Source organism: Lysobacter sp. CCNWLW3 (assembly GCF_036697405.1).
Lineage (GTDB): Bacteria > Pseudomonadota > Gammaproteobacteria > Xanthomonadales > Xanthomonadaceae > Lysobacter.
The window spans coordinates 73,652-99,864 of the sequence record NZ_JBAHWA010000003.1 but is presented as its reverse complement, the minus strand read 5'-3'; the positions used below and the strand labels follow the sequence as shown (position 1 = coordinate 99,864).

At 70.8% G+C, this 26,213-nt stretch carries 30 protein-coding genes and 1 tRNA gene; 19 read left to right on the top strand and 12 right to left on the bottom strand.

Going from position 1 to position 26,213, the window contains the following annotated elements; translation table 11 throughout:
- Positions 1-38 precede the first annotated feature (38 nt).
- Positions 39-1,430, top strand: coding sequence for a S8 family serine peptidase (locus tag V1318_RS07860; RefSeq protein WP_332939103.1), 1,392 nt, complete (start codon positions 39-41; stop codon positions 1,428-1,430).
- Positions 1,431-1,791: 361 nt separating this feature from the next.
- Here the strand turns inward: V1318_RS07860 and V1318_RS07855 are convergent, their stop codons facing one another.
- The 4 genes from V1318_RS07855 to V1318_RS07840 form a co-directional block, all read right to left on the bottom strand.
- Complete coding sequence (locus V1318_RS07855) at positions 1,792-2,019, bottom strand: hypothetical protein (protein WP_332939102.1); 228 nt, start codon at positions 2,017-2,019, stop codon at positions 1,792-1,794.
- Between the two features lie 49 nt (positions 2,020-2,068).
- Positions 2,069-2,833 (bottom strand): anti-sigma factor, encoded by a 765-nt coding sequence (locus V1318_RS07850; protein WP_332939101.1) that lies wholly within the window; start codon positions 2,831-2,833, stop codon positions 2,069-2,071.
- A complete protein-coding gene (locus V1318_RS07845; RefSeq protein ID WP_332939099.1) occupies positions 2,830-3,405 on the bottom strand; it encodes a sigma-70 family RNA polymerase sigma factor in 576 nt (191 codons plus the stop codon). The genes V1318_RS07850 and V1318_RS07845 overlap by 4 nt, the downstream gene beginning before the upstream one ends.
- Before the next feature lie 413 nt (positions 3,406-3,818).
- A tRNA-Phe gene (locus V1318_RS07840) sits at positions 3,819-3,894 on the bottom strand.
- A 171-nt stretch (positions 3,895-4,065) separates the two neighbouring features.
- Between V1318_RS07840 and V1318_RS07835 the strand changes: the two genes are divergently transcribed.
- Entirely contained in the window at positions 4,066-4,542 is a 477-nt protein-coding gene (locus tag V1318_RS07835) for a DUF6491 family protein (protein ID WP_332939098.1), read from the top strand.
- Between the two features lie 21 nt (positions 4,543-4,563).
- On the opposite strand, the gene V1318_RS07830 is transcribed toward V1318_RS07835, so the two are convergent.
- From V1318_RS07830 to ftsY, 4 genes are all read right to left on the bottom strand, one after another.
- Positions 4,564-4,836 (bottom strand): oxidative damage protection protein, encoded by a 273-nt coding sequence (locus V1318_RS07830; RefSeq protein WP_332939097.1) that lies wholly within the window; start codon positions 4,834-4,836, stop codon positions 4,564-4,566.
- A gap of 69 nt (positions 4,837-4,905) precedes the next feature.
- Positions 4,906-6,018, bottom strand: a complete 1,113-nt coding sequence (mutY, locus tag V1318_RS07825) for an A/G-specific adenine glycosylase (protein ID WP_332939096.1) — start codon at positions 6,016-6,018, stop codon at positions 4,906-4,908.
- Positions 6,015-7,295, bottom strand: coding sequence for a hypothetical protein (locus V1318_RS07820; RefSeq protein WP_332939095.1), 1,281 nt, complete (start codon positions 7,293-7,295; stop codon positions 6,015-6,017). Before V1318_RS07820 ends, mutY begins: the two co-directional genes overlap by 4 nt.
- Before the next feature lie 20 nt (positions 7,296-7,315).
- Positions 7,316-8,482, bottom strand: coding sequence for a signal recognition particle-docking protein FtsY (ftsY, locus tag V1318_RS07815; protein ID WP_332939094.1), 1,167 nt, complete (start codon positions 8,480-8,482; stop codon positions 7,316-7,318).
- A 65-nt stretch (positions 8,483-8,547) separates the two neighbouring features.
- Between ftsY and rsmD the strand changes: the two genes are divergently transcribed.
- The 9 genes from rsmD to V1318_RS07770 all read left to right on the top strand — a co-directional run bounded on the left by rsmD (position 8,548) and on the right by V1318_RS07770 (position 15,499).
- A complete protein-coding gene (gene rsmD / locus V1318_RS07810) occupies positions 8,548-9,150 on the top strand; it encodes a 16S rRNA (guanine(966)-N(2))-methyltransferase RsmD (protein WP_332939093.1) in 603 nt (200 codons plus the stop codon).
- Positions 9,151-9,328: 178 nt separating this feature from the next.
- Complete coding sequence (coaD, locus tag V1318_RS07805) at positions 9,329-9,835, top strand: pantetheine-phosphate adenylyltransferase (protein WP_332939092.1); 507 nt, start codon at positions 9,329-9,331, stop codon at positions 9,833-9,835.
- Positions 9,836-9,857: 22 nt separating this feature from the next.
- Positions 9,858-10,364: a hypothetical protein gene (locus V1318_RS07800; RefSeq protein ID WP_332939091.1), complete on the top strand. Its 507-nt coding sequence runs from the start codon at positions 9,858-9,860 to the stop codon at positions 10,362-10,364.
- Between the two features lie 215 nt (positions 10,365-10,579).
- Positions 10,580-10,828, top strand: coding sequence for a YfhL family 4Fe-4S dicluster ferredoxin (locus V1318_RS07795; RefSeq protein ID WP_332939090.1), 249 nt, complete (start codon positions 10,580-10,582; stop codon positions 10,826-10,828).
- 5 nt (positions 10,829-10,833) lie between these two features.
- Positions 10,834-12,558 carry a gamma-glutamyltransferase gene (gene ggt, locus V1318_RS07790; protein WP_332939089.1) on the top strand — a complete coding sequence of 575 codons (1,725 nt, stop codon included), beginning with the start codon at positions 10,834-10,836 and terminating at the stop codon, positions 12,556-12,558.
- A 102-nt stretch (positions 12,559-12,660) separates the two neighbouring features.
- Positions 12,661-13,239, top strand: coding sequence for a hypothetical protein (locus V1318_RS07785; RefSeq protein WP_332939088.1), 579 nt, complete (start codon positions 12,661-12,663; stop codon positions 13,237-13,239).
- A gap of 171 nt (positions 13,240-13,410) precedes the next feature.
- On the top strand, positions 13,411-14,301 hold the full coding sequence (locus V1318_RS07780) for an MBL fold metallo-hydrolase (protein WP_332939087.1): 891 nt from the start codon (positions 13,411-13,413) through the stop codon (positions 14,299-14,301).
- Complete coding sequence (locus V1318_RS07775; protein ID WP_332939086.1) at positions 14,298-15,068, top strand: TMEM43 family protein; 771 nt, start codon at positions 14,298-14,300, stop codon at positions 15,066-15,068. The genes V1318_RS07780 and V1318_RS07775 overlap by 4 nt, the downstream gene beginning before the upstream one ends.
- Positions 15,069-15,115: 47 nt before the next feature.
- Positions 15,116-15,499: a hypothetical protein gene (locus V1318_RS07770; RefSeq protein ID WP_332939085.1), complete on the top strand. Its 384-nt coding sequence runs from the start codon at positions 15,116-15,118 to the stop codon at positions 15,497-15,499.
- 24 nt (positions 15,500-15,523) lie between these two features.
- Here the strand turns inward: V1318_RS07770 and upp are convergent, their stop codons facing one another.
- The 4 genes from upp to V1318_RS07750 form a co-directional block, all read right to left on the bottom strand.
- Positions 15,524-16,159: a uracil phosphoribosyltransferase gene (upp, locus tag V1318_RS07765; protein ID WP_332939084.1), complete on the bottom strand. Its 636-nt coding sequence runs from the start codon at positions 16,157-16,159 to the stop codon at positions 15,524-15,526.
- Positions 16,160-16,387: 228 nt separating this feature from the next.
- A complete protein-coding gene (locus V1318_RS07760) occupies positions 16,388-16,696 on the bottom strand; it encodes a hypothetical protein (RefSeq protein ID WP_332939083.1) in 309 nt (102 codons plus the stop codon).
- Between the two features lie 58 nt (positions 16,697-16,754).
- Positions 16,755-16,886, bottom strand: coding sequence for a hypothetical protein (locus V1318_RS07755; protein WP_332939082.1), 132 nt, complete (start codon positions 16,884-16,886; stop codon positions 16,755-16,757).
- 108 nt (positions 16,887-16,994) lie between these two features.
- Positions 16,995-18,491, bottom strand: a complete 1,497-nt coding sequence (locus V1318_RS07750) for an aminotransferase class III-fold pyridoxal phosphate-dependent enzyme (RefSeq protein ID WP_332939081.1) — start codon at positions 18,489-18,491, stop codon at positions 16,995-16,997.
- Between the two features lie 393 nt (positions 18,492-18,884).
- On the opposite strand from V1318_RS07750, the gene V1318_RS07745 reads away from it, so the two are divergent.
- The 8 genes from V1318_RS07745 to tgt all read left to right on the top strand — a co-directional run bounded on the left by V1318_RS07745 (position 18,885) and on the right by tgt (position 25,999).
- Positions 18,885-20,666 (top strand): CIA30 family protein, encoded by a 1,782-nt coding sequence (locus V1318_RS07745; protein WP_332939080.1) that lies wholly within the window; start codon positions 18,885-18,887, stop codon positions 20,664-20,666.
- A 135-nt stretch (positions 20,667-20,801) separates the two neighbouring features.
- Positions 20,802-21,971, top strand: a complete 1,170-nt coding sequence (locus V1318_RS07740) for a sensor histidine kinase (protein ID WP_332939079.1) — start codon at positions 20,802-20,804, stop codon at positions 21,969-21,971.
- Positions 21,968-22,570, top strand: a complete 603-nt coding sequence (locus V1318_RS07735) for a response regulator transcription factor (protein WP_332939078.1) — start codon at positions 21,968-21,970, stop codon at positions 22,568-22,570. The genes V1318_RS07740 and V1318_RS07735 overlap by 4 nt, the downstream gene beginning before the upstream one ends.
- 76 nt (positions 22,571-22,646) lie before the next feature.
- Complete coding sequence (locus V1318_RS07730) at positions 22,647-22,793, top strand: hypothetical protein (protein ID WP_332939077.1); 147 nt, start codon at positions 22,647-22,649, stop codon at positions 22,791-22,793.
- Between the two features lie 38 nt (positions 22,794-22,831).
- Positions 22,832-22,966: a hypothetical protein gene (locus tag V1318_RS07725; RefSeq protein WP_332939076.1), complete on the top strand. Its 135-nt coding sequence runs from the start codon at positions 22,832-22,834 to the stop codon at positions 22,964-22,966.
- A gap of 416 nt (positions 22,967-23,382) precedes the next feature.
- Positions 23,383-23,622, top strand: a complete 240-nt coding sequence (locus V1318_RS07720; protein ID WP_332939075.1) for a hypothetical protein — start codon at positions 23,383-23,385, stop codon at positions 23,620-23,622.
- 212 nt (positions 23,623-23,834) lie between these two features.
- On the top strand, positions 23,835-24,896 hold the full coding sequence (queA, locus tag V1318_RS07715; protein ID WP_332939074.1) for a tRNA preQ1(34) S-adenosylmethionine ribosyltransferase-isomerase QueA: 1,062 nt from the start codon (positions 23,835-23,837) through the stop codon (positions 24,894-24,896).
- A complete protein-coding gene (gene tgt, locus V1318_RS07710) occupies positions 24,893-25,999 on the top strand; it encodes a tRNA guanosine(34) transglycosylase Tgt (protein WP_332939073.1) in 1,107 nt (368 codons plus the stop codon). Before queA ends, tgt begins: the two co-directional genes overlap by 4 nt.
- Positions 26,000-26,213: the final 214 nt, after the last annotated feature.

The following is a 26,213-nucleotide window of genomic DNA, read 5'->3' as shown; positions in this document are numbered from 1 at the left end:
CCCCGGCGCCGACAAACGTTTTCATGGAGAAGCCCAGCATGCATCGCAACCGCCGCAACTTCCTCAAGCTGTCCGCACTGGCCGTGGGCATGATGGCCAGCGGCATGGCCCTGGCCGGCGCCCATATCGACGCGGCCCTGAACCGCGTGCTGGGCACCGCCACCGCGCTCGACAAGCTGGAAGTGGTGGTGTCCTACCAGCAGCAGGGGGCGGTGAATGCGACCCAGTTGCAGGCGCTGCGCACGCTGGGCATCGGCAAGGGCATCGGCATGCGCAACCTGCCGATCGCCGGCGCACTGGCCACGCCGGCGCAGATCCGCGCCCTGGCCCAACGCAGCGATGTGCGCGCGATCCACCTCAACCGCGCCCTGGAGTACTACAACCAGGAAGCGCGCGAGCTGTCCGGGGTCAACCGGGTCCAGGCCAATCCCGGCGACTTCGGCCGCACCACGCCCTACACCGGGCGCGGGGTGTCGGTGATGATCAACGACTCCGGCATCGACGCCACCCATGCCGACCTCAAGTACGGCGTGCGCGTGGTCCAGAACGTGCAGGCCCTGACCAATCTGCATTCGGTGCTGGATGTCCTGCCGGTGGTGGTGCTGGAGAACCAGCTCAATACCGACATCAGCTCCGGCCATGGCACCCATTGCGCCGGCACCGTCGGCGGCAGCGGCGTGCAATCGGCCGGTCTTTACCGCGGCGTGGCCACCGGCGCCGATCTGATCGGCTACGGCTCCGGCGCGGTGATCTCGATCCTGGACGCGGTCGGCGGCTACGACTACGCGATCAGCAAGCAGAACAGCTTCGCCGCGCCGATCCGGGTGATTTCCAACTCCTGGGGCAGCTCGGGCGCCTTCGACCCCGCCGATCCGGTCAACCTCGCCAGCTACGAGGCCTACAAGCGCGGCATCGTCAGCGTGTTCGCGGCCGGCAACGACGGCCCCGCCGCGAACACCCACAACCCCTACGCGCAAGCGCCGTGGGTGATTTCGGTGGGCGCCGGCAACAAAGACGGCACGCTCGCCGACTTCTCCTCGCGCGGCAATCCGGGCGAAACGGCCAGCTTCACCATGCCCGACGGCGTGAGCTGGACCTACAGCAACCAGCCCAGCCTGGTCGCCACCGGCGTCGACATCGTCTCGACCCGCGCCCTGACCGGCCTGCTGCCGGTGCTGGCCGCGCAGCAGGATCTCTCGCTGGGGGCCAAGGCCCTGTACTACACCCACATGAGCGGCACTTCGATGGCGACCCCGCACGTGGCCGGCATCGTCGCCCTGCTGCTGGAGGCCAATCCCTCGCTGACGCCCGCCGAGGTCAAACAGATCCTCACCGCCACCGCCAATCCCATGCCCGGCCGGTTGCCCTTCGAGGTCGGCAGCGGCCATGCCGACGCCTACGAGGCGGCGCAGGTCGCGCAGGGCTATTGATCCCGGGCGCACCCCCGGCCACGGAAGGCCAGGGACGCCCTGCAAGGCCGTCGTTGTTTCCTCTCTCGCTCTCTCTGCCGATTTCATCGGGGGCATCCGGGTCGTAGCGGATGCCCATTTTTTTGCCGAAGGCCCGGCGCATTGCGGGCGCGATGGCCGTCCACGCGGGCCGTACGCGTTAGCGCCATAGAGCAGGAGTGGAAGTCATCGCATCCCCCTCGCCGTCCCGGCGAGACTAGGCCCGGCCTTCGCCGGGCCCTTTTTTGTCCGATTATTTCTGGGGGTACGGGGATTTCAGATTGACGATGCAATGGGCGGAGGCAAATAAAATCCGGGTCGTTGCCTGCTGGATGAAGCAGGGCTAGAGCCGGCGAGCCTGTTCGGCTTTCTCTCGCTCGTGGTTTCCGGACAGCACTTCCGGCGCGGCGTATTCGGCAGTGGGTGCGGTCGAATCGCACAGCATCGGAATGCCGAAGTCGATGAGTCGCGCCTTGCCCTCGGCGGTCGCCAGGACGTTGGAGGCCTGATGTCGCCGTGCACGATGACTCGCGGCAGGAGGCGCTATCGCGGCGCCGGCGGCGGCAAGCATGGGCCGGCCGCGGCGGCGACCGCGCGGATCGCCGCGGCTCGCGGGGCTGCTAGATCGTCTTCAGGCCGCCCTTGGCGACCATGGGCCCGGTGGGGGCGCCCTGCGGCGCGCCGCCGGCCGGTTCCAGGGTGACCGCCAGGGTCGATCCCGGCTTGAGCGCCCACTGGTGTTGCTTGGGCACGGTGACTTTGTTCGGCCATTCGGTCGAGACCATGCCCAAAGAAAGCGGTGCGTGCCCGGCCGGGATCAGCCACAGCTCCGGCATGCGGCCCTGGGCGTCGGCCGGGGCGCGCACCGGGACCATCAGCACCTGGCCTTGCTCGAGGTCCAGCGAGGCCATCCAGCCGGGGCTGCCGTCGTCGTGGACCAGGGTGGTCACCGGTTTGGCTTGCGCGGCCGGTTGCACCGCGACCGGTGGGGTCGGCGCGGCGGCCGGCGGCCGCGGCGGGCGGCCGACGAAGATCGCCGCCAGCGCGGCGGCGGCCGCGAATGCGGTGGCGGCGCGCCAGAAGCCCAGGTTCTGCCACAGGCCGTGGCGCTGGTCGGCGACCGGCGACCAGCCCAGGCGCGTGCGCAGGCGCGGCCACAGCTGCGCGGGCACGTCCGCGGGCGCGATCTCGTCCAGCAGGCTGGCCAGGCGCCGTTCCCAATCGGCGACGGCCTGCGCGAACGCGGGATCGGCGGCGATACGCGCCTGCGCCTGCAGCCGTTGCCCGGCGTCGAGCACGCCGAGCACGTATTCGGCCGCGAACAGATCGGCATCGGGCGGCTCGGGGCCGGCCTCGTCCTCGAAACGGGGATCGTTCGCGCTCATGATTCCAGGCAGGTCCGCAGTTGGCTCAGGCCGCGCCGGATCCAGCTCTTGACCGAACCCAGCGGCGACCCGATCCGCGCCGCCAGTTCCTCGTAGGTCGCGCCGTCGAAGAACGCGGTGCGGATCAGCGCGCGCCGGCGCGATTCCAGGCGCTGCATGCACTGTTCCAGGCGGCTGCGGTCGTTCGCGGCTTCGGCCTGCTGCAAGGGCGAGGCGGCCTGGTCGGCGAGTTCGTCGGCGAGTTCGATCGCCGCCGTGCGCTGCGGCGCCGGCGTGGCGCGCGCGCGGTCGATGGCCCGGTTGCGCGCGATCATCGCCAGCCAGGTGGCCGCGCTGGCGCGTCCGGCGTCGAACTGCACGGCCTTGCGCCAGACGCTGGCGTAGACCTCCTGCAGCACGTCCTCGGCCTCGGCGCGGTCGGGCAGCACGCGCAGGCACACGCCGAGCAGCTTGCCGGACGTGGCGCGGTACAGCGCTTCGAAGGCGGCGCGATCGCCGCCGGCGACCGCGCTCAACAGGCCGTCGAGGCGTTCGCTTTCCGGGGTGCGCTGACGTTGCGGCGATTCGGGCATTCCTGCACCTGTAGGACCAAGACGGATCGGGCTTGCGTGCGCGGCGCGGCGTGGAGGGTGCGGCGCCGGCCGTCGATCGGACCGGCCGAATATAGGCCATCCGTGTCGGCGCGACGCTGCGGCCCGATGCGCGCGCCGCGCTGCGGCGAAATGGCGGTTCATGGCCGCGGCTCGTCGCGGTCGCGGCGCGCCGGCACGACGCGTCGTGGACGCGTAGGCGGGCGAGGGCGGGCCGTCGTGCGGGTGCGCGCTTGGAAATCCATGCCTGGTTATACGGGGCAGGGACGAAACCGGATGCGCGCGGGAGCGGCAGCGCGAGCGGCCTGCGCAGCTTCCTTGCAGACCTGGGCCCAGAAACAGAAAACCCCGCAGGGCGGGCGCCATGCGGGGTTGACGGTTCAAGGCTTGCGAAATGGTGGCCGGGGAGGGAATCGAACCCCCGACACGGGGATTTTCAATCCCCTGCTCTACCAACTGAGCTACCCGGCCATTTCACGGCAGGCCGTGATGAGGAGCGGCATGATACGTAGCGCTGAACGATCTGGCAAGCCGCATGTCCGCTGAACGGCTTGAGCAGGCGCGCGTGCAGCGTGCCGGCGGCGGAGCATGATGGTGCCGGAGTTCGTAGGCATGGCCTGTACGCCTCTATCAGGAGCCGTCATGAAACGCTATCTATTCGCCGTATCCGCCTTGCTCGCCCTGTTCGCGATGAGCGCCTGCGCGACCGATCCGAAGATGCGCGACGCCGACCGCCTGGCCCTGTATCGCGCCCACGCCGGCGCGCCGGTGCCGGCCTTCCAGTACTACGGCCGCCTCGACGGCTGGACCCCGCTGGGCGACAGCGCCCTGGCGGTGTGGACGCGGCCGAACCAGGCCTATCTGCTGGAACTGCAGGGCCGTTGTTCGGACCTGGATTTCGCCTCGGCGATCACCGTCAGCAACCAGGCCGGGCGGGTCTATTCGCGCTTCGACAAGGTGATGGTGCTCGGCCAGGGCGCGATCCCGTTCCCCTGCCATATCGGCCAGATCCGTCCGCTCGACGTCAAGGCGATCAAGCAGGCGCAACGCGACATGCGTTCGGCCGGCTCGATGCCGGAAACCAAGGACGACAGCGTCTCGCCGCAGGACCGCAAGTGAACCGCTAAGGCGCGGCGCCGGTCAGTCTTGCGGCGCCACGTAGCCGGCCGGCTTGTCGGCGCCGCCGCCGAACAGGAACTTCTCCATTTCCGTTTCCAGGAAGGCGCGGTGCTTGGGGTCCAGCGGCGACAGGCGGTTTTCGTTGATCAGCATGGTCTGGTGCGCGAGCCAGGCGGCCCAGGCGCTCTTGCCGATGTGGGCGAACACGCGCTTGCCCAATTCGCCAGGCCAGGGCACGAAGTCCAGGCCGTCGGTGTCGCGGTGTTCGTATTGGCAATGGACGGTGCGCGGCATCGGAGTTCCTGAGTGTGACGGCTCGCGGCGGACGCCGCGGGCGTGGTGCGCGGCGGTGGGGCTGCGGCGCTAGTCGTTGCTTTCCAGCAGTTTGCGGATCGGCGCCGGTATGCCCAGCGCGGACAGTTCCGCGCGCGCGACCCAGCGCAGCTCGTCATTGTCGCCCACCGCGTCGCGCAGGGCGATGCCGCGCCAGCGCAGCGGCTGCAGTTCCAGCTTGTAGTGACTGAACGCGTGCGCGATCGGGGCCAGGGTTTCGGCATCGGCGAAATCGCCGCGCACATGGGCGGCGAACCAGTGTTGCGCGAGCTGGGCGTCGTCGGCCTGCGGCAGGGTCCACAGCGAGGCCCAGATCCCGGCCGGCGGGCGCCGCTGCAGCAGCACCCGCTCCTGCGCGTCGATCAGCCACAGCACCTGGGCATGACGCTGCGGCGCGACCTTGCCGGGCTTGGGCGTGGGCAGTTCGGCGACGCGGCCCTCGCGGCGGGCGACGCAGTCGTCCTGCAGCGGGCACAGCACGCAGGCCGGATCGGCACGCGTGCACAGGGTCGCGCCCAGGTCCATCTGGGCCTGGGTGTAGTCGGCCAGGCGCGCGGCCGGCAGCTGCGGGCTCGAAACGGCCTGCTCGGCCAGCGCCCACAGCCGCTTTTCCACCGCCGGCAGGCCGGGATAGCCGGCGACGCCGTGATAGCGGCTGAGCACGCGCTTGACGTTGCCGTCGAGGATGGCGTGGCGGTCGTTCCAGGCCTGCGACAGGATCGCCGCCGCGGTGCTGCGGCCGATGCCGGGCAGGGCGGTGAGCGCGTCGATATCGCGCGGCAGTTCGCCGCCGTGCAGTTCCACGCAACGCTTGGCCGCGGCGTGCAGGTTGCGGGCGCGGGCGTAGTAGCCCAGGCCCGACCACAGCGCCAGCACCTGGTCCTGCGGCGCGGCCGCGAGTTCGGCCAGCGAGGGCAGGGCGGCGACGAAGCGTTCGAAGTAGGGCGCGGCGGTCTTGACCTGGGTCTGCTGCAGCATGATCTCCGACAGCCACACCCGGTACGGCGTGCGCGGATGCTGCCAGGGCAGGTCGTGACGGCCGGAGACCTCGAACCAGCGCAGCAATCGGCTCGCGAATGCGTCCGCGTTGGCTGCGGCCGGCGCGGCGGGCGCCTTGGCGCTAGCGCCTGCGGCGCGGCTCACGGCAAGTCCTCGTCGCCGAGTTCGATCTCGACCGCTTCCAGCGTGGCGCCTGCGATTTCCAGTTTCGGCGTGCGCACGCGGGCGCGCAGCGGCGGCAGCGGCGCGCCGCGTTCGCCGGCGTCGATCCAGGCCAGCACCGCCGGCAGCCGGAACTCGCTGTCGGCCTGGGTGTCGCCGCGGCTCAGGCGCAGGCCGATGTTTTCCGACAGGTCCGGCCTCCCCACGTAGCGCAGCTCGAACGGCAGCGGTTCGGAGGCGGCGTCCAAGGGCGCCGGCAGGGCCGGCCAGGCCTGCGGCCAGCGCGCCAGCCGCCCGTCCAGTTGCAGCACCAGCCGCCGGCCCAGCGCGAGGGCGCCGCCGGCGTCCAGGCTGGGGATCGGATTGTCGTCGCCGCCGCGCGCGCGTAGCGCCAGCGCGACCGGTTCCAGCGACCACACCGCCTCGTCGAACTTGAGCGGGCCGTGCAGGCCCAGCGCGAACGGCAGGCGCGTGTCGCCGGATTCGTAGCTGGCCGCCGCGCCCAGCAGGGCCGGCACGATGGTGAGTTCGTCGTCGCCGATGCGCAGCGGGCCGGACAAGGCCACCGTCGCCGGCAGGCGCCAGCCGGCCTGTTCGATCGCGATGCGGCCGTTCGCGCCCAGCCCGGCCGCCGGCGCCGGCCGCGACAGCGCGACCGCGAGATCGAAGGGGATCGCCAGCGGCGCGTCCAGATAGCGGCCGCGCAGGCGCGCGCGCACGGGGCGATCCGGGTACAGCGCGGGCAGCTCGGCCTGGATGGCTTCGATGCGCCAGTCGTCGTTGACGATGCGGCCGTCGACGATGCGCAGGCCGTCGGTGAGGGTGGGGATGCGGGTCTGCGTCGACGGCGGCCGGCTCGCCAGCCAATGCTGCAGCGCCGGCAGGTTCAACAGCGGTGCGTCGAGTTCGACGCGTTCGACCGTGAGTTGGCCGCCGCGGCTGCGGATCGTCGACCACGGCAGCGACAGCTGGATACGGCTCGCGCTCAGCAGCGGCGTGGCGGCGCCGGGTTCGCGCACGACCACATCGCGCACCAGCAGCATCGGCGTGCCGCGCAATCGGTATTCGCTGACGCCGGCGGCGCTGATCTGCAGCCCCAGCGCGGCGCCGACCTGGCCCAGGACCAGTGCGGCGGCGCGGTTCGGGCGCGAGACCCAGCTCAGCGCGAGCACGCCCAGCAGGCCCGATGCGGCCAGCGCGATCAGCAGCCGGCGCGCGCGTCGCGGCGGCCGGGCGGTGTTGGCGGTGTCGGCGACCATGCGCGCGCCGGCGGCCTGGCTCAGGCGCCTAGCGCTTCTGGCAGCAGCGCGTCGACGAAGGCCTCGGCGTCGAACACGCGCAGATCTTCGGGGCGCTCGCCGATGCCGGCGTAGCGGATCGGAATGCCGAACTCGCGCGCCAGCGCGAACACCACGCCGCCCTTGGCGGTGCCGTCCAGCTTGGTCACCACCAGGCCGGTCACGCCGACCGCGGCGTGGAACTGGCGCAGCTGCGACAGGGCGTTCTGGCCGGTGGTGCCGTCGATCACCATCAGCACTTCGTGCGGCGCAGCGGCGTCGACCTTCTGCAGCACGCGCTTGATCTTGCCCAGTTCGGCCATCAGGCCCTGCTGGGTGTGCAGGCGGCCGGCGGTGTCGGCGATCAGCACCTCGGTGCCGCGCGCCTTGGCCGCCTGCAGCGCGTCGAACGCGACCGAGGCGGCGTCGGCGTTCTGGCCCTGGGCGATCACCGGCACGCCGTTGCGTTCGCCCCAGGCCTGCAGCTGCGCGACCGCGGCGGCGCGGAAGGTGTCGCCGGCGGCCAGCATCAGGGCGCGGTTCTCGTCGCGGAAACGCTTGGCCAGCTTGCCGATGGTGGTGGTCTTGCCGACGCCGTTGACGCCCACGGTCAGCAGCACGAACGGGCGCGCCGCGGGGTCGATGCGCAGCGGCTGCGCGACCGGCCGCAGCAGCGCGATCAGATCGGCGCGCAGGGCCGTCAGCAGGGCCGGCGCATCGGCGAACTCGCGCGCCTTCATGCGCCGGCGCAGGCTTTCGATCAGCTGGGTGGTCGCGGTCACGCCGACATCGGCGGTGATCAGCGCGGTTTCGATCTCGTCGAGCAGATCGTCGTCGAGCTTGGGATTGCGCGAGAACAGGCCGCCGAGGCTGCGCGCGAAGGCGCTGCCGCGCAGGCGTTCGCGCCAGCCGGGCTTGCCGGCGGGTGCGGGCGGGGCGGCCGGTTCGTCGGCGACGGCCTGGGCGACCTCGGCGTCGACCTCGAGCGCGGCGGCGATCACCTCGGCCGGCACGGGCTCGACCGCGGCCACGGCTTCAGGCGCGGCAGGGTCGGCCGGAGCGGGCGCGCCGGTCGGCGCCGACGGGAATGCGGCGGCCAGTTCCTCGGTGCTGAGGCGGGGTTCGCTGGCGGGGGTTTCGGGCTTCTTGCGGCGGAAAAAACCGATCATCAGGGGGAAGCGTCACGAATGCGCGAGAATGCGCACATGCTAGCACCGGCTCCCGCACGCTCCCGATGAACAAATCCACCGCAGGCCGGCCCACGCGCGCCGGCGCGGCTCCTGGCCGCATCCGCATCATCGGCGGCCGCTGGCGCGGCACCCGTCTGGAAGTGGCCGATGCGCCGGGCCTGCGCCCGACCTCCGACCGCGTGCGCGAAACCTTGTTCAACTGGCTGGCGCCGGCCTTGCCCGGCGCGCGCGTGCTGGATCTGTTCGCCGGCACCGGCGCGCTCGGATTGGAAGCGCTGTCGCGCGGCGCGGCCGTCGCGACCCTGGTCGAACGCGACCCGGCCCTGGCCGCGGCCCTGCGCGCGACCGCCGCGCGCCTGCCCGGCGGCGAAGCGGCGCAGGTGGTGCAGGCCGACGCCCTGGTCTGGCTGGGCGCACAGCCCGAGGCCGGCTACGACCTGGCCTTCGTCGACCCGCCGTTCGCGGCCGGCTTGTGGGACGCGGTCTGGCCGGCGCTGTTGCCGAAACTGTCCGCAGGCGCCTGGCTGTACGTCGAGGCGCCGCAGGGTACGACGCCGGCTCTGCCGCCGGACTGGCTGCGGCACCGCGAGGGCGGCACCCGCGAGGTGAGCTACGCCCTGTACCGGCACCGGCCGGCGACGGACTGAGCCGTATCGGCGGTCCGGAATGCCGGGGCGGCCGCCCCGGTCGCAGCGGACCCTGCGAATGCGCGCGGCTGCTACACTTCGACCCGTCCCGACGGACGCGTCGCGACGGTAGCGGGGCCTCAGGCCCGCTCCGGCGCGCATCCGCCGCCTTCCGCCAGCAGACGCGAACGATCACTCCATGAGCGTGGCCCGTACTCGAATCGCCGTCTATCCCGGCACCTTCGATCCGATCACCAACGGCCATATCGACCTCGTCGACCGCGCCGCTCCGCTGTTCGAACGCTTGATCATCGGCGTGGCCGCCAGCCCCGGCAAGGGTCCGGCGCTGCCGCTGGATCTGCGCGTGGAGCTGGCCCGCCAGGCGGTGGCCCACCACCCGCATATCGAAGTCCGCGGTTTCGACTGCCTGCTCGCGCATTTCGTCGCCGAAGTCGGCGGCGGGGTGCTGCTGCGCGGCCTGCGCGCGGTCTCGGACTTCGAATACGAGTTCCAGCTGGCGAGCATGAATCGCCACCTGATCCCGGAGGTGGAGACGCTGTTCCTCACCCCGGCCGAGCAGTACGGATTCATTTCCTCGTCGTTGGTACGCGAGATCGCCCGCCTCGGCGGCGACGTCTCCGGGTTCGTGCCACCGGCGGTAGCCGAAGCGTTGCAGGCCGAATGGCAGCGCAATCAGAAACGATGACTTCCAACAAACGGGGATCCCGATGAACACCACCTCCCGCCTGATGCTGATCGCCTGCCTCGCGCTGCCCTTCGTGGCCGCGTGCAAGAAGGAAGAAGCCGCGCCGGCCGCCGCCGTGCAAGCCCCGCTGACCGCGCCCAAGAGCAGCGACGACACCGAGTGGAGCAAGTACCTCACCGACGTCGTCAAGCGCAAGGTCGAGGCCGAAGGCATTGCCGTCAGCCCCTACCTGTATTACCTGCCGGCCGAGACCAGCGCGGATTTCCAGGGCTACTACAGCCGCCAGGCCGACAAGGCCAAGCTCGACATCGCCCGCGGCATCGTCGAAGGCACCCTGCTGGCCTACGGTTCGCCGGCCTCGGCCAAGATGGCCGACATGATCGTCGAGGCCTTCCCGGCGCCGACCAAGGAAACCCCGCCGATGAAGGGCGTGAAGGTGCTGTTCATCGGCGCCGCCGCCGACAGCGAGCGCGTCAAGGCAGCCGTCGCTCCGTACGGCGTCGAGTACTCGTTCATCGAAGCCAAGTAAGGCTCCGGCGGGTGGTCGCCGAGGGCGGCCACGCCTCTGCCGGAGCGTTACCCTGCGAAGGCGGGGTTGAGCGGATGCGTCTGCGGGCCTCTGGCCCGCGCACGCCCGAGCGCTGGGCGCTCGCGCCGGGCGACCCAAGCCGCTGCGTAACCGGCTAGATCCGAAACACAGCGTCCCGCCGCGAAAATCGCCGCACCGAGTGGCATAGTCCCCCCATGTCCCTGCGCATCAACGAGCTCTGCGTCAATTGCGACGTCTGCGAACCGGCCTGTCCGAACCAGGCGATCGCGCAGGGCGAGACCATATACGTGATCGACCCGGCGCGCTGCACCGAATGCGTCGGGCACTACGACGAACCGCAGTGCGTGGTCGTCTGCCCGGTCGAATGCATCGACAACGATCCGGCCCATCCCGAAACCCACGAACAGCTGCTGCTCAAGCTGCAGCGTTTGCAACAGGAGTGATCCCGATGCGCAAGGCGTCCGCAGTACGCGCAGGTCTGCTGTCCCTGGTGTTGGCGGGCGCGGCCCTGCTGCTGGCGCCCGCGCAGGCCGCACAGGCGCCGCAGGCGGGCGCGGCGCATCCGCCGGGCGCGGCCATCGCCAGCGCGCATCAGCTGTCCACCGACGCCGGCCTGGAGATCATCGGTCAGGGCGGCAACGCCTTCGATGCCGCGGTGGCGGTGTCCTCGACGTTGTCGGTGGTCGAGCCGATCAGCTCCGGCATCGGCGGCGGCGGCTTCTTCCTGCTGCACGACGCCAAGAGCGGGCGCGACGTGTTCGTCGACGCGCGCGAGACCGCGCCGGCCGCGGCCACTCCGGCCGCCTATCTGGACAAGAACGGCGAACTCGACCGCGACCGCGCCACCAACGGCCCCTGGTCGGCCGGCATCCCCGGCCTGCCGGCGGCGCTGGTGCACCTGGCCGAGCGCTACGGCAAGCTGCCGCTGAAAACTTCGCTGGCCCCGGCGATCCGGATCGCGCACGCAGGCTTCCCGATCTACCCGCGCCTGGAAAAGGGCTACGCCAGCCGGCGCGAAGTGATGGAGCGCTACGCCGGCACGCGCGCGGTGTTCCTGGCCGACGGCAACCCGCCCAAGGCCGGCGAGATCCTCAAGCAGCCCGAACTGGCGCATACCCTGGAGCTGCTGGCCAGCAAGGGCTACGACGGCTTCTACCGCGGCGAAGTCGCCAAGAAGCTGCTGGCCGCGGTCAAGCACGAAGGCGGCCAATGGCGCGCCGAGGAACTGTCCGGCTACCAGGTGCGCGAACGCGAACCGCTGCGCCTGAAGTACCGCGGCTGGGACATCGTCACCGCGCCGCCGCCGTCCTCGGGCGGCGTGGCCCTGGCCGAGATCCTGCAGACGATCTCGGGCTGGGACCTGTCCAAGCTCGACGACGCTCACCGCGTCCACATCGTGGCCGAAGCGATGCGCCGCGCCTATCGCGACCGCACGCTCTACCTGGGCGATCCGGACTTCGTGAAGATGCCGCTGGCGCGCCTGACCAGCGCCGACTACGCCGCCGGCCTGCGCGCGACCATCCATCCCGAGAAAGCCACGCCCAGCGACCTGCTGTCGGGCCAGGCCGCGCCGCTGGAAGACGACGAGACCACCCATTTCTCGATCATCGACGCCGAAGGCAACCGCGTCGCCGCGACCCAGACGGTGAACCTGCTGTACGGCTCGGGCATGGTCGCGCCGGGCACCGGCGTGCTGCTCAACAACGAGATGGACGATTTCGCCCTGCGTCCCGGTACGCCCAATGCGTTCGGCGTGATGGGCTTCTCGGCCAACGCGCCGGCGCCGGGCAAGCGCATGCTCAGCTCGATGACGCCCAGTTTCCTGGAGTCCAAGGACAAGGTGATCGCGGTCGGCGCCCCGGGCGGCAGCCGCATCATCACCCAGGTGCTGCTGGCGATCCTGGCCTACGACGCCGGCCTGGCGCCGCAGCAGGTCGCGGCCCTGCCGCGCTACCACCACCAGTGGATGCCCGATGCGATCTCGGCCGAGGCCGGCGCGCTGGACGCCGCCACCGTGGCCGCGCTGCAGGCGATGGGCCACAAGGTCAACGCCGGCGAAGCCAGCTGGGGCAACCTGCAGACGGTGATGTGGGACAAGGCCGCGGGCACGCTGGCCGGCGGCACCGATCCGCGCAACCCGGTGGGCAAGGCCGCGGTGCTCGCCCAGCCCTGAACCCGGTTGCGATAGTCGCGCGCGCGGCGCTAGAGCCGGCGCGCGCGGTGCAGTAGATTGCGCCTTCGACACAACGGCGCGACGGACAGGGGCGGGCGGACAGTGACGGATCAACAGGACAAGCCCTGGTACGCCCGCGTGCCGGCGATATCGGTCGCGGTGCTCGCGTTTCTGGTCGGGTTGAGCACCCTGGTCAACAACGTGCGCGATTGGCTCAACGCGCCCGCGCCCGCGCCGGCCACCGTCCCGGCCAAGCCGACGGTGGCGCCGGTGTCCGCGCCGCAAGCGCCGCGCAAGACCGCGGTGCTGCTGACCCTCAAGCAGATCGAGGTGATCGACGACGGCACCAACGGCAGCACTTCCTGGTCGTTCGAGATCGAAGGCGGCGGCGAGGAACTGTTCTCGCTGGCCGCGCGCGATTACGTCGACACCGGCGCCGACGCCATCGCGCGCCCGCGCGCCAGCGACCCCTCGATCGCGCGGGTGGTGCTGGTGCCGGGCCAGGAGATGACCATCAAGATCACCGGCCATGCCTCGGGCCTGATCAGCAGCACAGTCGCGCGCGGCAGCGCCAAACTGCGCGCCGACGCCAGCCTGGCGCCGATCCGGGTCGCCGCCGAGGGCGGCAAGGCCGGCGAGTTCGTATTCCATTTCTCGACCGTGGCCACCCCGCAGGATTGAGCCGGGCGCGCGCGGAGCCGCCTGGTCGCGCTCAGGGCCGTCTGCACCCGCTCGCGCTATCGCGGCGCTAACGCTCGCGGAGTTACCCTATGCCGGTGGTGCGTGGATGTCCGCGTATGCGGGCGCATGCCGGCGCCCGCACTGTTCCCGCTGATCCTCCGGATGGCCGCGATGAAACTTTGGTCCGTATTGGGCAATAGCCAGAAACTCGACGGCGGCGCCATGTTCGGCAACGCGCCGCGCGCGATGTGGGCGAAGTGGTCGCCGCCGGACGAACACAATCGCATCGACCTGGCCTGCCGCGCCTTGCTCGCCAGTCCGCTGGCCGGCAAGACGGTGCTGTTCGAGGCCGGCATCGGCGCCTTCTTCGAGCCCAAGCTGCGCGAACGCTACGGGGTGGTCGAGGAGCGCCATGTGCTGTTGGAATCGCTGGCCGAGGCGGGTTTCGCGCCGCAGGACATCGACGTGGTGGTGCTGTCGCATCTGCACTTCGATCATGCCGGCGGCCTGCTCGCGCCCTGGGCCGAGGGCCAGGCGCCGAGCTTGCTGTTCCCGAACGCGAGCTACCTGGTCGGGCGCGCGCATTACGAGCGCGCGCGCCAGCCGCATGCGCGCGATCGCGCCAGCTTCATCCCGGAATTGCCGGAACTGCTCGAGGCCACCGGCCGTCTGGAGCTGGTCGACGGCGAATATTCGCGGACGCTGGGCCACAGCGTGCGCTTCCACTACAGCGACGGCCACACGCCGGGCTTGATGCTGGCCGAGATCGTCGGTCCCGAGATCGTGGCCGGCCGTCCGCACGGCGGCGTGGTGTTCTGCGCCGATCTGATTCCCGGCCGGCCCTGGGTGCACGTGCCCATCACCATGGGCTACGACCGCAATGCCGAATTGCTGATCGACGAGAAGAAGGCCTTCCTCGCCGACAAGCTCGAACGCAATGTGCATCTGTTCTTCACCCACGACCCGGGCTGCGCCTTGGCCCAGGTGGTGCGCGACGACAAGGGCAAGTTCGGCACCGCGCACGAAGTGCCGGCCCTGCACGCGCGGGCCCTGGCTGCATGAGATCGGCGCGGGCGGCGCTGCTGCTGCCGATCGCGCTGTTCGTCGCCGCGGCCGCGGCGCAGGCGCCCGCGCCGCCGGGCGGCAAGGCGACAACCGCCAGCACGGCCGAGCCGGTCGGCGAGCCGACTACCGCGGGCATCTTGCGCGACCGCGAGTTCGGCGTGAGCAGCCGCCGGTTCGGGTTGGACCGGCGGGTCGAGATGTATCAGTGGCGGGCCACGCCCACCGGCTACGAGCGGGTCTGGAACGCGGCTCCGATCGATTCGCAGGGCTATGCGCCCGGACACCAGAACCCGCCCACGCTGCCGCTGGAGAACCGGCGCTGGTGGTCGGAATCGGCCAGCCTGGACGGGCGGCCGATCGACTCGGGCGTGCTGCATGCGCTGGGCGAGTGGAGGGTGTTCCGGCCCAATTTCTCGCGCCTGCCGGCCAATCTGGCGGCGACCTTCCAGCCCGAGGGCGACGGCCTGGGCAGCGCCGAGAATCCGCTGGATCCGCAGATCGGCGATCTGCGCGTGAGCTGGCGCGAACTGCAGCTGCCGCCGCTGGAAGGCAAGGTGGAACTGGTCGACGGCCGCTGGCGGATGTCGGCGGCGACCGCGGCGGCGGCCTTGAACGCCGCGCCGGTGCCGGCGCCCGTGGCCGCGCCCGAAGCGGAGGGCGCGCATCGCTTGTGGCCATGGTTCGGCGGCGCGGCGCTGGTGATCGCGATCGCGCTGGTGGCGCGCAGACGGCGGCGCGCGAAAGCCAAGGCGACGTCGGAGTAGGGCGTCGCGCCCGCGATGCCGGTTCCGCCACCACCGACGAGAAACGCGTGCACGCCTATTTTCTTGCCGCCGCGATAGCCCTGATCCTGGTGGGGCTGGTGCACTCCGTGTTCGGCGAAGTGCTGATCTTCAGGAGGCTGCGCAAGGCCGGGCTGGTGCCGAAAGAGCCGGCGCCTCCGCTGCAGGTGCGCCATATCGGAATCCTGTGGGCGACCTGGCATCTGGCGAGCGCGTTCGGTTTCGGCTTCGCCTACCTGCTGCTGTCGATTGCGCAGGGCGATACGGCGCCGGATCCGGTCATCGTCAAGGCTATGCTGTTCGCGTGCTTGGCTGGTTCGATGCTGGTGCTGATCGGCACCCGCGGCAGGCATCCCGGCTGGATCGGCCTGCTGGCGGTGGCGGCGCTGGTGCATCTGGGAAGCGCCGCCTAGCGATCCGCGTAGGGATCGCGGGGCTCAGCCGTCGTGCTTGGTCCCGAAGATCTTGTCGCCGGCGTCGCCCAGGCCGGGCAGGATGTAGCCGACTTCGTTGAGTCGCTGGTCCACCGACGCGGTATAGACCTCGACGTCGGGGTGCTTGGCTTCCAGCGCGCGCAGGCCTTCCGGCGCGGCGACCAGGAACAGGCCCTTGATGCGGCGGCAGCCCGCGGCCTTGAGCATGTCCACGGTCGCGATCAGGGTGCCGCCGGTGGCCAGCATCGGGTCGAGGATGAGCGCGGTGCGTTCGTCCATGCGGCCGGTGAGCTTCTCGTAGTAGCCGGCCGGCTGCAGGGTGCGCTCGTCGCGCTGCAGGCCGACCACGCCGACCTTGGCCGAGGGGATCAGCTCCAGCACGCCGGTGAGCATGCCCAGGCCGGCGCGCAGGATGGGCACCAGGGTGACCTTGGCGCCCTTGATGCGGCGGATGCTGACCGGCCCGGCCCAGCCTTCGATCACCGCTTCCTCGGTTTCCAGATCGGCGGTGGCCTCGTAGGTGAGCAGGGTCGCGACCTCGGAGGCGAGCTCGCGGAACTCCTTGGTGCTGTTGCCTGCGCGACGCATCAGCCCGAGCTTGTGCTGGACCAGCGGGTGACGGACTTCGACGATTTTCATGAGCGGCCTCGGGTGGGGCGGGCGATCCTTGCCGCAAAGGATTGATTGGTTATGGGGATGGACGCAAGCGCGGCTCGGGCCGTCGCGGGCGCTGGCCGCCGCTGCTTCGAAGACGCGGACGTCGGCGCGACGGATGGACTCTGTTCTGCGGGCGGGGAAGCGCAAAGCGAATCCCGGCTCTCGTTATCGCTGGGAACCTGGCCATGCGGGGCAAACCGGGGCGCAAGTTCAGTCGGCGCTGGCGTAGAGGTTGTCGCCGTCGGCGATGGCCTGCTCGACGAAGCGCGAAACCGCGCGAATCTGCGTGCGCTCGGTGAACTGGGCCGTTATCCGCTCCAATTCCGCATGCAGCAGCGGCAATTCGCCGCGCGTAAACGCGGTGTCGGCGTGGTAGCGCAACCGGTGCAGCAGCGGGTACTCCTCGTGCGGCTGCGCGCGCGCCAGCAATTGCGCATGGAACCGCTGGTCGAGGGCGAACGACTTGCGCGAGAGGTGGATCTCGCGCTCGTGCCGGGCTTGGATCAGGTCGAGGGACATCAGCGGATGGGCCCGCGCAAGCCGGTCCGCGTCGCCGCGGCCGGCACGCGCTTCGGCCTCAGGCCGTGCGCAGGCGCCGGATTTCGACGCCGTCGCTGCCGCCGATGGCCGCGCGCACCAGGGGCCGCCGTTGTTCGCCGCGGAACTGGCCGATGTCGGCGCCGCGGTCCTTGTTCGATAAACGAATCATTCCGTGACCCCTTTGGAGCAGAAGTGAGCGCGGAGGAGTGAGCGGTGAGTGAATCGGATAGCGGCTTTCGCTCGCTCCTCACTCCTCCACGCTCACTCCTTTTCCTTGTCAGGCGGCCGCGGCCTGCTGCGCGCGCGGACCTTCCTTGAGCGCGCGACCGACCATCGACACCAGCAGATCGATCTCGGCGCTGGTGATGGTGAAGTTGGGAGTGAAGCGCAGCGAATTGACGCCGCCGTGGATCACGCCGATGCCGCGCTCGCGCAGCCATTCCTCGGTCGAACCCGCGCCGAAGCACTTGAACTGCGGCGCCAGTTCGCAGGAGAACAGCAGGCCGGTGCCCTGGACCTTGGTGATCAGGCCGCCGAGCTCGGTCTTGAGCTGCTCCAGCTTCTGCAGCGCCTCGGCGCCGCGCGCGCGGATGTTCTCGCGCAGTTCCGGGGTCACCTGCGACAGCACCGACACCGCCACGTCCAGCGCGCGCGGGTTGGTGGTCATGGTGTTGCCGTACAAGCCCTTGCGGTAGAGCGAGGCCGCGCGTTCGCCGACCGCGAGCACCGACAGCGGGTACTGGCCGGCGTTGAGGGCCTTGGAATAGGTTTCCATGTCGGGCGCGTCCAGGCCTTCGAAGCCTGGGTAGTCGACGATCGACAGCACGCCGTGCGCGCGCAGGCCGGCCTGGATCGAGTCGATCAGCAGCAGCGAGCCGTGGCTGCGGGTGAGCTCGCGCGCGGCGGCGTAGAACGCCGGCGGCACGCCGCGGCCCGGGTCGCCTTCGCCCATCACCGGCTCCAGGAACATCGCCTCGACGAACCAGCCATTGGCGTCGGCGTCGGCGAAGACCTTGTTGAGCGCCTCGATGTCGTAGGGCTCGACCGTGATCACCGAGTCCTCGTTGCGGAAGCTGGCCAGGTACTGCACATAGGCCTTGCGCGAGGAATCCGAGTACAGCGCCGGACGTTCGGTGCGGCCGTGGAAGCTGCCCTTGACCACCACGCGCTTGACCGCGCGGCCGGCGTACTTGGCGCCGGGGTCGGTCATCAGCTTGGTGTTGACGTCGGCGATGCGCGCCGCCAGCGACACCGATTCCGAGCCGGAGTTCAGGCACAGGAAGCGGGCGTAGGGGCAGCCGCCGCGCATCATGCCGATCGCGCCGCGCAGGGCGCGCTCGAAACGCAGCTGCGACAGCGACGGGGTCATGATGTTGGCCATCGCCTGCGGCTTGGCCATGGCCGCGATCACCGCGCCCGGGGTATGGCCGAAGCCGAGCATGCCGTAGCCGCCGGAGTCGTGCAGCACCGCGCCCTTGAGGGTGATCACCCAGGGGCCGCGCGCGACCAGGGCGATGTAGGGATTGACGCCATCGTCGGTGTAGAAATTCACGTAACCGCCCTGGACGGCGCGGATCTGCGCGTCTTCGTCCAGATCGAGCAGATCGGCGATGTCGGCGCGCACGGCGGCGTACTCCACCGCGGCGGCTTCGATGGCCTCGACCAATTCGGGGTGGCTGGCGGCGAAGCGCGCCACGGTGGCGTCGTCCAGGCCGGTGGTGCGGCGCGCGCCGGCATGGGCACGCAGCGGCGCGAGAGGGCTGAGCAGGGTCATCACGGGATCTCCAATGGTCGTCGGCAGTCCGGCCGAAGCATCGTGGGATGAAGAACAGGCCCGGCCTCCGTGGCCGGGCGCTCGCAGTTGCAGCGCCCCGGATAGGGTCCGGGTCGCCAAGCGCCGCCCTTCATGCAGGTCGAAACGCGCATGTCCGAAACGAAGCCCATCGCGGCGGCCTGCTTGCGGCCGGCCTCGCGGTTGTTTTTCGTTTCAATTCAATAGCTTGTGTGAGTCTACCACGTCCGGGGCACGGCGATAACCCCCACCGGGCCGGCGCGGATGACAGCTGTCATGCGGGCCCGGTGACGGCGCCCACTGCCGCGGCCGCGGCAAGATCGCGACAGTGGCGTCACCCGAAGCCGGCCGCGCCGGTCCCCATGGAGTTCCACGATGAAGATTCCCCAGGCCACCTGGTTGGGCGTGCTGGCGTTGGCGGTACTGAGCGGCGCCGCGGTCGCGGCCGACCCGGTCGGCGACGGCGGCGGCGACGTCGCCATCCGCGACGTGCGCGTGTTCGACGGCCAGCGCATGCTGCCGGCCACCACGGTGCTGGTGCGCGACGGCCTGATCGCCGCGATCGGGCCCCAGCTCGCGATCCCGGCCGGCGTGCCGGTGGTCGAGGGCGGCGGCGGCACCTTGCTGCCGGGCCTGATCGACGCCCACACCCACAGCTTCGGCGAGGCCCGCCGCGACGCCCTGCGTTTCGGCGTCACCACCGAGCTGGACATGTTCACCGATCACCGCCTGATCCCCGAAGCGCGCAAGGAACGCGAGGGCCACGCGCGCACCGACCGCGCCGATCTGTGGTCGGCCGGCACCCTGGTCACCGCCAAGGGCGGCCACGGCACCGAATACGGCATGGCGATCCCGACCCTGGACGATCCCGCCCAGGCCGACGCCTTCGTGCGCGAGCGCATCGGCGAGGGCTCGGACTACATCAAGCTGGTGGTCGACAACGGCGCCGCCTATGTCGGCCGTGCGCGCACTCCGACCCTGTCGGACGCATCCATGCAGGCGGCGATCGCGGCCGCGCACCGGCAGAAGAAGCTGGCGATCGTGCACGTGGCCCAGGCCGGCGACGCCCGCAAGGTGATCGACGCCGGCGCCGACGGCCTGATCCACGTCTACAGCGACCGCGTCGCCGACCAGGCCCTGGTCGCCGAGATCAAGCGCCGCGACGCCTTCGTGACCCCGACGCTGAGCGTGATGGCGACCCTGTCGCGCGCCGGCGAGGGCGCCAAGCTGGCCGCCGATCCGCGCATCGCGCCGATGCTGCAGCCGGCGCAGAAGGACACGCTGGGGCAGACCTTCCCGCTGACCAAGAACATCGACCATCACCTGCGCAACGCGCTGGAGAACGTGCGTCGCCTGCATGCGGCCGGCGTGACCGTGCTGGCCGGCACCGACGCCGGCAATCCGGGCACCACCCACGGCGCCAGCCAGCACGCCGAGATGGCGCTGCTGGTGCGGGCCGGCCTGAGCCCGCTGGAAGCGCTGCGCGCCGCGACCTCGGCGCCCGCGCAGCGCTTCGGGCTGAGCGACCGCGGCCGCATCGCCCCCGGCCTGCGCGCCGATCTGGTCCTGGTCGACGGCGATCCCGCCACCGACATCGCCGCCACGCGCGCGATCCGCACGGTGTGGAAGAACGGTTACAGCATCGCCCGCGTCGCCGACAAACCAACGCCGCGAGTCGGCGTGGGCGCGGTCGAACTGCTGCGCGGCGACCAGCCGGCGCCGAACTGGGCCGCCACCACCGACCAGATCATCGGCGGCCGTTCGCAGTCCAAGCTGGCCGTCGGCCGGGGCCGCGACGGCGGCCCGGCGCTGCAGGTAGCCGGCGAAGTCGCGGCCGGTGCGGCGTCTCCCTGGGGCGGCCTGATCCTGTTCCCGGGCGGCGAGCCGATGGCCGCGACCGACGCCGGCGGCGTGCGCGAGCTGGTCCTGCGGGTGCGCGGCGACGGCAGGCCGCTGACCCTGCTGGTGTTCTCCGGCCCCGACATGAACGGCCGTCCGGGCATGCTCCGGGTAGAGACCGGCAGCGACTGGCGCGAGGTCAAGGTGCCGCTGGCGAGCCTGGCCAACGTCGACTTGAGCCGCCTGCGCGGCATCTCCCTGGCGGCGAGCGCGCCGGGCCCGTTCGCCTTCGCCGTCGAGGCGGTCGAACTGCGCTGATCCTCGGCGACGGTCGCGCTCTACGGGGCCCTTCCTCGCCTCCGCCGCGCGCGACCGGCTTTGCGTCCGGGGCGCAGCGCCCTGAACTTTTGCCTCCGGATTACTTACAGTCGCGGCAGCGAAGGAAACACCCGCATGCGCATCAAGGCCTTCATCCACGCCCACGAACATCCGCCCGTCTGGCGCTGGGTGTCCTTGCTGTATCTGATTTTCGCGTTCCTGCCGCTGTTCTACTGGCCGCGGGTGCCGGCCTGGGTGCTCGCGATCTTCATCGGTGCCGCGCTGCTGTTCGTGCTGTTGTATTTCGCCCACCACTACGCGGTGTCGCGGCGCCGGCGCGTCGCCCTGACCCTGGCGGTGGCCGCGCTGGGTTTCGCCACGATGCCGGTCGGCAGCGGCGCGGCTTATGTGATCTTCGCCGTCGGTCTGGCCGCGGCCAGCCTGCCGACCGGGCGCGCGCTGGCGCTGTGCGTGGCGATGATGGTGCTGGAAGCGGTGTGCTTCTACCGCTTCGTGCCGGCCGCGGCGATGCCGCTGTCGACCTTCATCATCAACGTGATCGTGGCGGCGATGGTGTTCGTCGGCGTGGTCAGCATCCGCAACCGCGAGCTGCGCAACGCCGAACTGCGCCTGACCCAGGACGAGGTGCGGCGACTGGCCAGCCTGGCCGAACGCGAGCGCATCGGCCGCGATCTGCACGACGTGCTCGGGCATACCTTGTCGCTGGTGGTGCTGAAGACGCAACTGGCCGCGCGTCTGTTCGAACGCGATCCGCAGGGCGCGCGCGTCCAGATCGGCGAGGTCGAGCGGGTCGCGCGCGAGGCCCTGACCCAGGTCCGCGAGGCCGTGGCCGGCATCCGCGCCAACGGCCTGCAGGCCGAACTGGCGGCCGCGCGCCTGGCCCTGCTGAGCGCCGAGATCAGCCTGGATCACCGGCTGGCGCCGGTCGAGATTCCGGAAAAGCTGGAGACCGCCCTGACCCTGGCCCTGCGCGAGTCGGTGACCAATGTGCTGCGCCATGCCGGCGCGACCCGGGTCGAGGTCGAACTGGTCGGCGAAACCCGCGGCGGCCTCAGCCTGCTGATCGCCGACGACGGCCGCGGCGGCGCCGGCCGCGAAGGCCATGGCCTGACCGGCATGCGCGAGCGCCTGCGCGAGGTCGGCGGCAGCGTCGAAATCGACAGCCCGGTGGGCGGCGGCACCCGCCTGCGTTTGATCCTGCCGCGCGAGGCCCTGGCCGCCGCGCGCCGCAACGACGACGCTCCGCTACAGGCGCGGGCCATCGGCGAGCGGGGCGCGGCATGATCCGGCTGGTGCTGGCCGAGGATCAGGCGATGGTGCGCGGCGCCCTGGCCGCGCTGTTGAACCTGGAATCCGATCTGGACGTGGTGGCGGCGGTCGGCGACGGCGAGGCGGCCTGGGCGGCGGTGCAACGGCTGCAGCCGGACCTGCTGGTCACCGACATCGAGATGCCGCAGATGACCGGCATCGAGTTGGCCCAGCGCCTGCGCGAATCCGGGTTGGACACCAAGGTGGTGATCGTCACCACCTTCGGCCGCAGCGGCTACCTGCGCCGCGCGCTCGACGCCGGCGTGCGCGGTTACCTGCTCAAGGACGCGCCGGCCGAACAGCTGGCCGAGGCGCTGCGCCAGGTCCATCGCGGCGGCCGCGCGATTGATCCGCAGCTCGCGGTCGCCGCCTGGGGCGAGGAAGACCCGCTGACCGAACGCGAGCGCCAGGTCCTGCGCTTGGCGGGCGAGGGCGTGTCCACCGCCGAGATCGGCCAGCGCCTGCACCTGAGCCAGGGCACGGTGCGCAACTATCTGTCCGAGGCGATCGGCAAGCTCGGTGCCGGCAATCGCATCGAGGCCTATCGCCAGGCCCGTCAGAACGGCTGGCTGTAGCTTCCCGTAGCTCCCTGTAGGAGCGGCGTGAGCCGCGACCGCGAACTCCGCCTTCTGTGCGAGTTTGAATTCATGGTTGAACTCCGTCGCGCCGCTGTTGACTTTGCCCGTCATCCCCGCGAAGGCGGGGATCGCAGGATGTGGTGAGCCGCAGGCGAACCGCATCGTCGCCATCTTCGGCGCGCGCATCTTCTCCGCTCCTGGCGCCCGCCTTTGCTTTTGACTCGCTCCTTTTGAAGGAACGCTGGGGAGGATTTGCCTTTGCTCGTCATCCCCGCGAAGGCGGGGGTCGCAGGATGTGGTGAGCCGCAGGCGAACCGCATCGTCGCCACCTTCGGCGCGCGCGCATCTTCTCCGCTCCTGGCGCCCGCCTTTGCTTTTGACTTCCTCTTTTGAAGGAACGTTGGGGAGGATTTGCCTTTGCTCGTCATCCCCGCGAAGGCGGGGATCGTAGGATGTGGTGAGCCGCAGGCGAACCGCATCGTCGCCATCTTCGGCGCGCGCGCATCTTCTCCGCTCCTGCGCCCGCCTTTGCTTTTGACTCCTTCTTTTGAAGGAAGGCTGGGGAGGATTTGCCTTTGCTCGTCATCCCCGCGAAGGCGGGGATCCAGTGACTTCAGCGCTTCGTCGGGTGTTGCTGCGAATGGTGGTTAGCAAAGTCAACGGCTTCCGCCTGCTACGCATGCGGGTCACTTTCTCTTGCTTGCCCAAGAGAAAGTAACCAAAGAGAAGGGCAGTGTCTCGCCAAACCTCCCCTGCGAGATCGGAGCGCGTCCTGCGCGCCGCCCTTCGGGTCTACGGTTGATAGGCGAGTGCGGCGCTATGGATTTCAATGCCGGGGCAACGGCAACGGCAACGGCAACGGCAACGGCAACGGCAACGGCGACGGCAACCGCAACCGCAACCGCAACCGCAACCGCAACCGCAACCGCAACCGCAACCGCAACCGCAACGACAGCGGCAGCGGCAGCGGCAGCGGCAGCGAGGCAGGGAGCGAGGCGGGGAGCGAGGCGGGGAGCGAGGCGGGGAGCGGGCAGGGCCCTACGCCTTAAGATCGTCTCTCGCGCGCTGCCTGTCCGGCCGGGCTAATTGCCAGGTGCCCTGAACCGGTCCAACGGCCGCTTTTGCCCCGGGGCCGCTGGCGGCCGATAATGCCCGGCTTCCGGCGCCGTTGGCTGCCGGGGCCCCGCGCCCTCGACCGGTATCCGGTCTCATCGCTCCCGACCGCATAGCGGCTCTTCGCCGCCGACCAAGACCCGCCCGTTTGAAAAAATCCGATTTCCATTACGAACTGCCGCCGGAACTGATCGCCCAGGCGCCGCTCGCCGAGCGCTCCGCCAGCCGCCTGCTGCTGGTGCCGCCGGCGCCGGCCGAGATCGCCGACCGCAGCTTCCGCGAGTTGCCCGAGCTGCTGGCACCCGGCGACCTGCTGGTGTTCAACGACACCCGGGTGATCCCGGCGCGTCTGTACGGGCACAAGAGCAGCGGCGGGCGGGTCGAGATCCTGATCGAACGCCTGCTCGGCGGCGCCCAGGCACGCGCGCAGCTGGGCGTGAGCAAGTCGCCCAAGCCCGGCGCGCGCATCGCCCTGGACGCCGGCGGCGAAGCCGAGGTGCTGGGCCGCGAGGGCGAGTTCTACCGCCTGCAGTTCCATCTCGACGGCCAGCCGCGCGGCGACTCGCTGGAGAACTGGCTGCTGCATGCCGGCCGACTGCCGCTGCCGCCCTACATCCAGCGCGAGCCCGGCAGCGACGACGACGAGCGCTACCAGACCGTATTCGCGCGCGAAGTCGGCGCGGTCGCCGCACCCACCGCCGGCCTGCATTTCGACGAAGAGCTGCTGGCGCGCCTGCGCGCGCGCGGCGTCGAGTTCGGCCATGTGACCCTGCACGTGGGTGCGGGCACCTTCCAGCCGGTGCGCGTCGACAGCCTCGAGCAGCACGTGATGCACAGCGAGTGGCTCAACGTCGGCGCCGGCCTGATCGAACAAATCCGCCGCACCCGCGCGGCCGGCGGCCGCGTGATCGCGGTGGGCACCACGGTGGTGCGCGCGCTGGAGTCGGCCATGCGCAACGGCGGCGCCGACGGCGAGTTGCGGCCCTTCGCCGGCGAGACCCGCTTGTTCATCCTGCCCGGCTACAAGATCCGTTCGGTCGACGCCCTGATCACCAATTTCCATCTGCCGGAGAGCACCTTGCTGATGCTGGTTTCCGCCTTCGCCGGCCGCGAGCGCGTGTTCGCCGCCTATGCGCACGCGATCGGCGAGCGCTACCGCTTCTTCTCCTACGGCGACGCCATGCTGCTGTACCCGGAGGCCGGCGCATGAGCCGGATGTCGTTCGAACTGCTGGGCCAGGACGGCGCCGCGCGCCGCGGCCGCCTGAGCTTCCCGCGCGGCAGCGTGGAGACCCCGGCCTTCATGCCGGTCGGCACCTACGGCTCGGTCAAGGGCATCATGCCCGAGCACGTCAGCGCGCTGGGCGCGCAAATCATCCTCGGCAACACCTTCCACCTCTATCTGCGCCCGGGCCTGGACGTGATCGGCGACCACGGCGGCCTGCACGGCTTCGCGCGCTGGCAGGGCCCGATCCTGACCGACTCCGGCGGCTTCCAGGTGTTCTCGCTGGCACACCGGCGCAAGATCACCGAGCAGGGCGTGACCTTCGCCTCGCCGGTCGACGGCAGCAAGGTGTTCCTGGGCCCGGAGGAGAGCATGCACATCCAGCGCGTGCTCGATTCCGACATCGTGATGATCTTCGACGAGTGCACGCCGTACCCGGCCACCGAGGAAGTCGCGCGCAAATCGATGGAACTCAGCCTGCGCTGGGCCGAGCGCTCCAAGAAAGCCCACGAGGGCAACGACGCGGCGCTGTTCGGCATCGTCCAGGGCGGCGTCCACCACGAGCTGCGCACGCGTTCGGCGGCCGGCCTCAAGGAGCTGGGCTTCGACGGCTATGCGGTCGGCGGCCTGGCCGTGGGCGAACCCGAGGCCGAGCGCAACGCCATGCTCGAACACACCTGCCCGCAGCTGCCGCAGGACCGCCCGCGCTATCTGATGGGCGTCGGCCGGCCCGAGGACCTGGTGGAGTCGGTCGCGCGCGGCGTCGACATGTTCGACTGCGTGATGCCCACCCGCAACGCCCGCAACGGCCATTACTTCACCGCCGCCGGCACCGTGCGCGTGCGCAACGCCAAGTACGAGCGCGACCTGCGCCCGATCGAGGAAGGCTGCGACTGCTATGCCTGCGCCAACGGTTTCAGCCGCGCCTACCTGCGCCACCTGGACCGCTGCAACGAGATGCTGGGGCCGATGCTGGGCACCCTGCACAACCTGCGCTACTACCAGCGCCTGATGGCGCAGATGCGCGCGGCGATCGAGCAGGGAACCTTTGCCGCCTTCCGCGAGTCCTTCTACGCCGCACGCCTGTAGAACGCCGTTCGCCCGCAAGGCTGGCGGACTCCCTTTCCCCCTCTCCCGCCTGCGGTCGGGCCGGGTGGGCCGGGATAAGGGCCGCCTGCCGAGCGATCCTGAACCCCCTCGACCGGGGCCCCTCAGGACCGCCCGGCGCCCAGGCGGCCACCGCGAGGCCGGGGCCCGTCCCGACCCCCTCGCGGCCGGCAAAGCGTGCGCCAGGGCCCATTTC

What these genes read in the sequence shown, in the direction of transcription:
- V1318_RS07860 (WP_332939103.1), top strand. Translation starts at nt 39, where the DNA reads ATGCATCGCAACCGCCGCAACTTCCTCAAGCTGTCCGCACTGGCCGTG.
- V1318_RS07855 (WP_332939102.1), bottom strand. Translation starts at nt 2,019, where the DNA reads ATGCTTGCCGCCGCCGGCGCCGCGATAGCGCCTCCTGCCGCGAGTCAT.
- V1318_RS07850 (WP_332939101.1), bottom strand. Translation starts at nt 2,833, where the DNA reads ATGAGCGCGAACGATCCCCGTTTCGAGGACGAGGCCGGCCCCGAGCCG.
- V1318_RS07845 (WP_332939099.1), bottom strand. Translation starts at nt 3,405, where the DNA reads ATGCCCGAATCGCCGCAACGTCAGCGCACCCCGGAAAGCGAACGCCTC.
- V1318_RS07835 (WP_332939098.1), top strand. Translation starts at nt 4,066, where the DNA reads ATGAAACGCTATCTATTCGCCGTATCCGCCTTGCTCGCCCTGTTCGCG.
- V1318_RS07830 (WP_332939097.1), bottom strand. Translation starts at nt 4,836, where the DNA reads ATGCCGCGCACCGTCCATTGCCAATACGAACACCGCGACACCGACGGC.
- V1318_RS07820 (WP_332939095.1), bottom strand. Translation starts at nt 7,295, where the DNA reads ATGGTCGCCGACACCGCCAACACCGCCCGGCCGCCGCGACGCGCGCGC.
- ftsY (WP_332939094.1), bottom strand. Translation starts at nt 8,482, where the DNA reads ATGATCGGTTTTTTCCGCCGCAAGAAGCCCGAAACCCCCGCCAGCGAA.
- rsmD (WP_332939093.1), top strand. Translation starts at nt 8,548, where the DNA reads ATGAACAAATCCACCGCAGGCCGGCCCACGCGCGCCGGCGCGGCTCCT.
- coaD (WP_332939092.1), top strand. Translation starts at nt 9,329, where the DNA reads ATGAGCGTGGCCCGTACTCGAATCGCCGTCTATCCCGGCACCTTCGAT.
- V1318_RS07800 (WP_332939091.1), top strand. Translation starts at nt 9,858, where the DNA reads ATGAACACCACCTCCCGCCTGATGCTGATCGCCTGCCTCGCGCTGCCC.
- V1318_RS07795 (WP_332939090.1), top strand. Translation starts at nt 10,580, where the DNA reads ATGTCCCTGCGCATCAACGAGCTCTGCGTCAATTGCGACGTCTGCGAA.
- ggt (WP_332939089.1), top strand. Translation starts at nt 10,834, where the DNA reads ATGCGCAAGGCGTCCGCAGTACGCGCAGGTCTGCTGTCCCTGGTGTTG.
- V1318_RS07780 (WP_332939087.1), top strand. Translation starts at nt 13,411, where the DNA reads ATGAAACTTTGGTCCGTATTGGGCAATAGCCAGAAACTCGACGGCGGC.
- V1318_RS07775 (WP_332939086.1), top strand. Translation starts at nt 14,298, where the DNA reads ATGAGATCGGCGCGGGCGGCGCTGCTGCTGCCGATCGCGCTGTTCGTC.
- upp (WP_332939084.1), bottom strand. Translation starts at nt 16,159, where the DNA reads ATGAAAATCGTCGAAGTCCGTCACCCGCTGGTCCAGCACAAGCTCGGG.
- V1318_RS07760 (WP_332939083.1), bottom strand. Translation starts at nt 16,696, where the DNA reads ATGTCCCTCGACCTGATCCAAGCCCGGCACGAGCGCGAGATCCACCTC.
- V1318_RS07755 (WP_332939082.1), bottom strand. Translation starts at nt 16,886, where the DNA reads ATGATTCGTTTATCGAACAAGGACCGCGGCGCCGACATCGGCCAGTTC.
- V1318_RS07750 (WP_332939081.1), bottom strand. Translation starts at nt 18,491, where the DNA reads ATGACCCTGCTCAGCCCTCTCGCGCCGCTGCGTGCCCATGCCGGCGCG.
- V1318_RS07745 (WP_332939080.1), top strand. Translation starts at nt 18,885, where the DNA reads ATGAAGATTCCCCAGGCCACCTGGTTGGGCGTGCTGGCGTTGGCGGTA.
- V1318_RS07740 (WP_332939079.1), top strand. Translation starts at nt 20,802, where the DNA reads ATGCGCATCAAGGCCTTCATCCACGCCCACGAACATCCGCCCGTCTGG.
- V1318_RS07735 (WP_332939078.1), top strand. Translation starts at nt 21,968, where the DNA reads ATGATCCGGCTGGTGCTGGCCGAGGATCAGGCGATGGTGCGCGGCGCC.
- tgt (WP_332939073.1), top strand. Translation starts at nt 24,893, where the DNA reads ATGAGCCGGATGTCGTTCGAACTGCTGGGCCAGGACGGCGCCGCGCGC.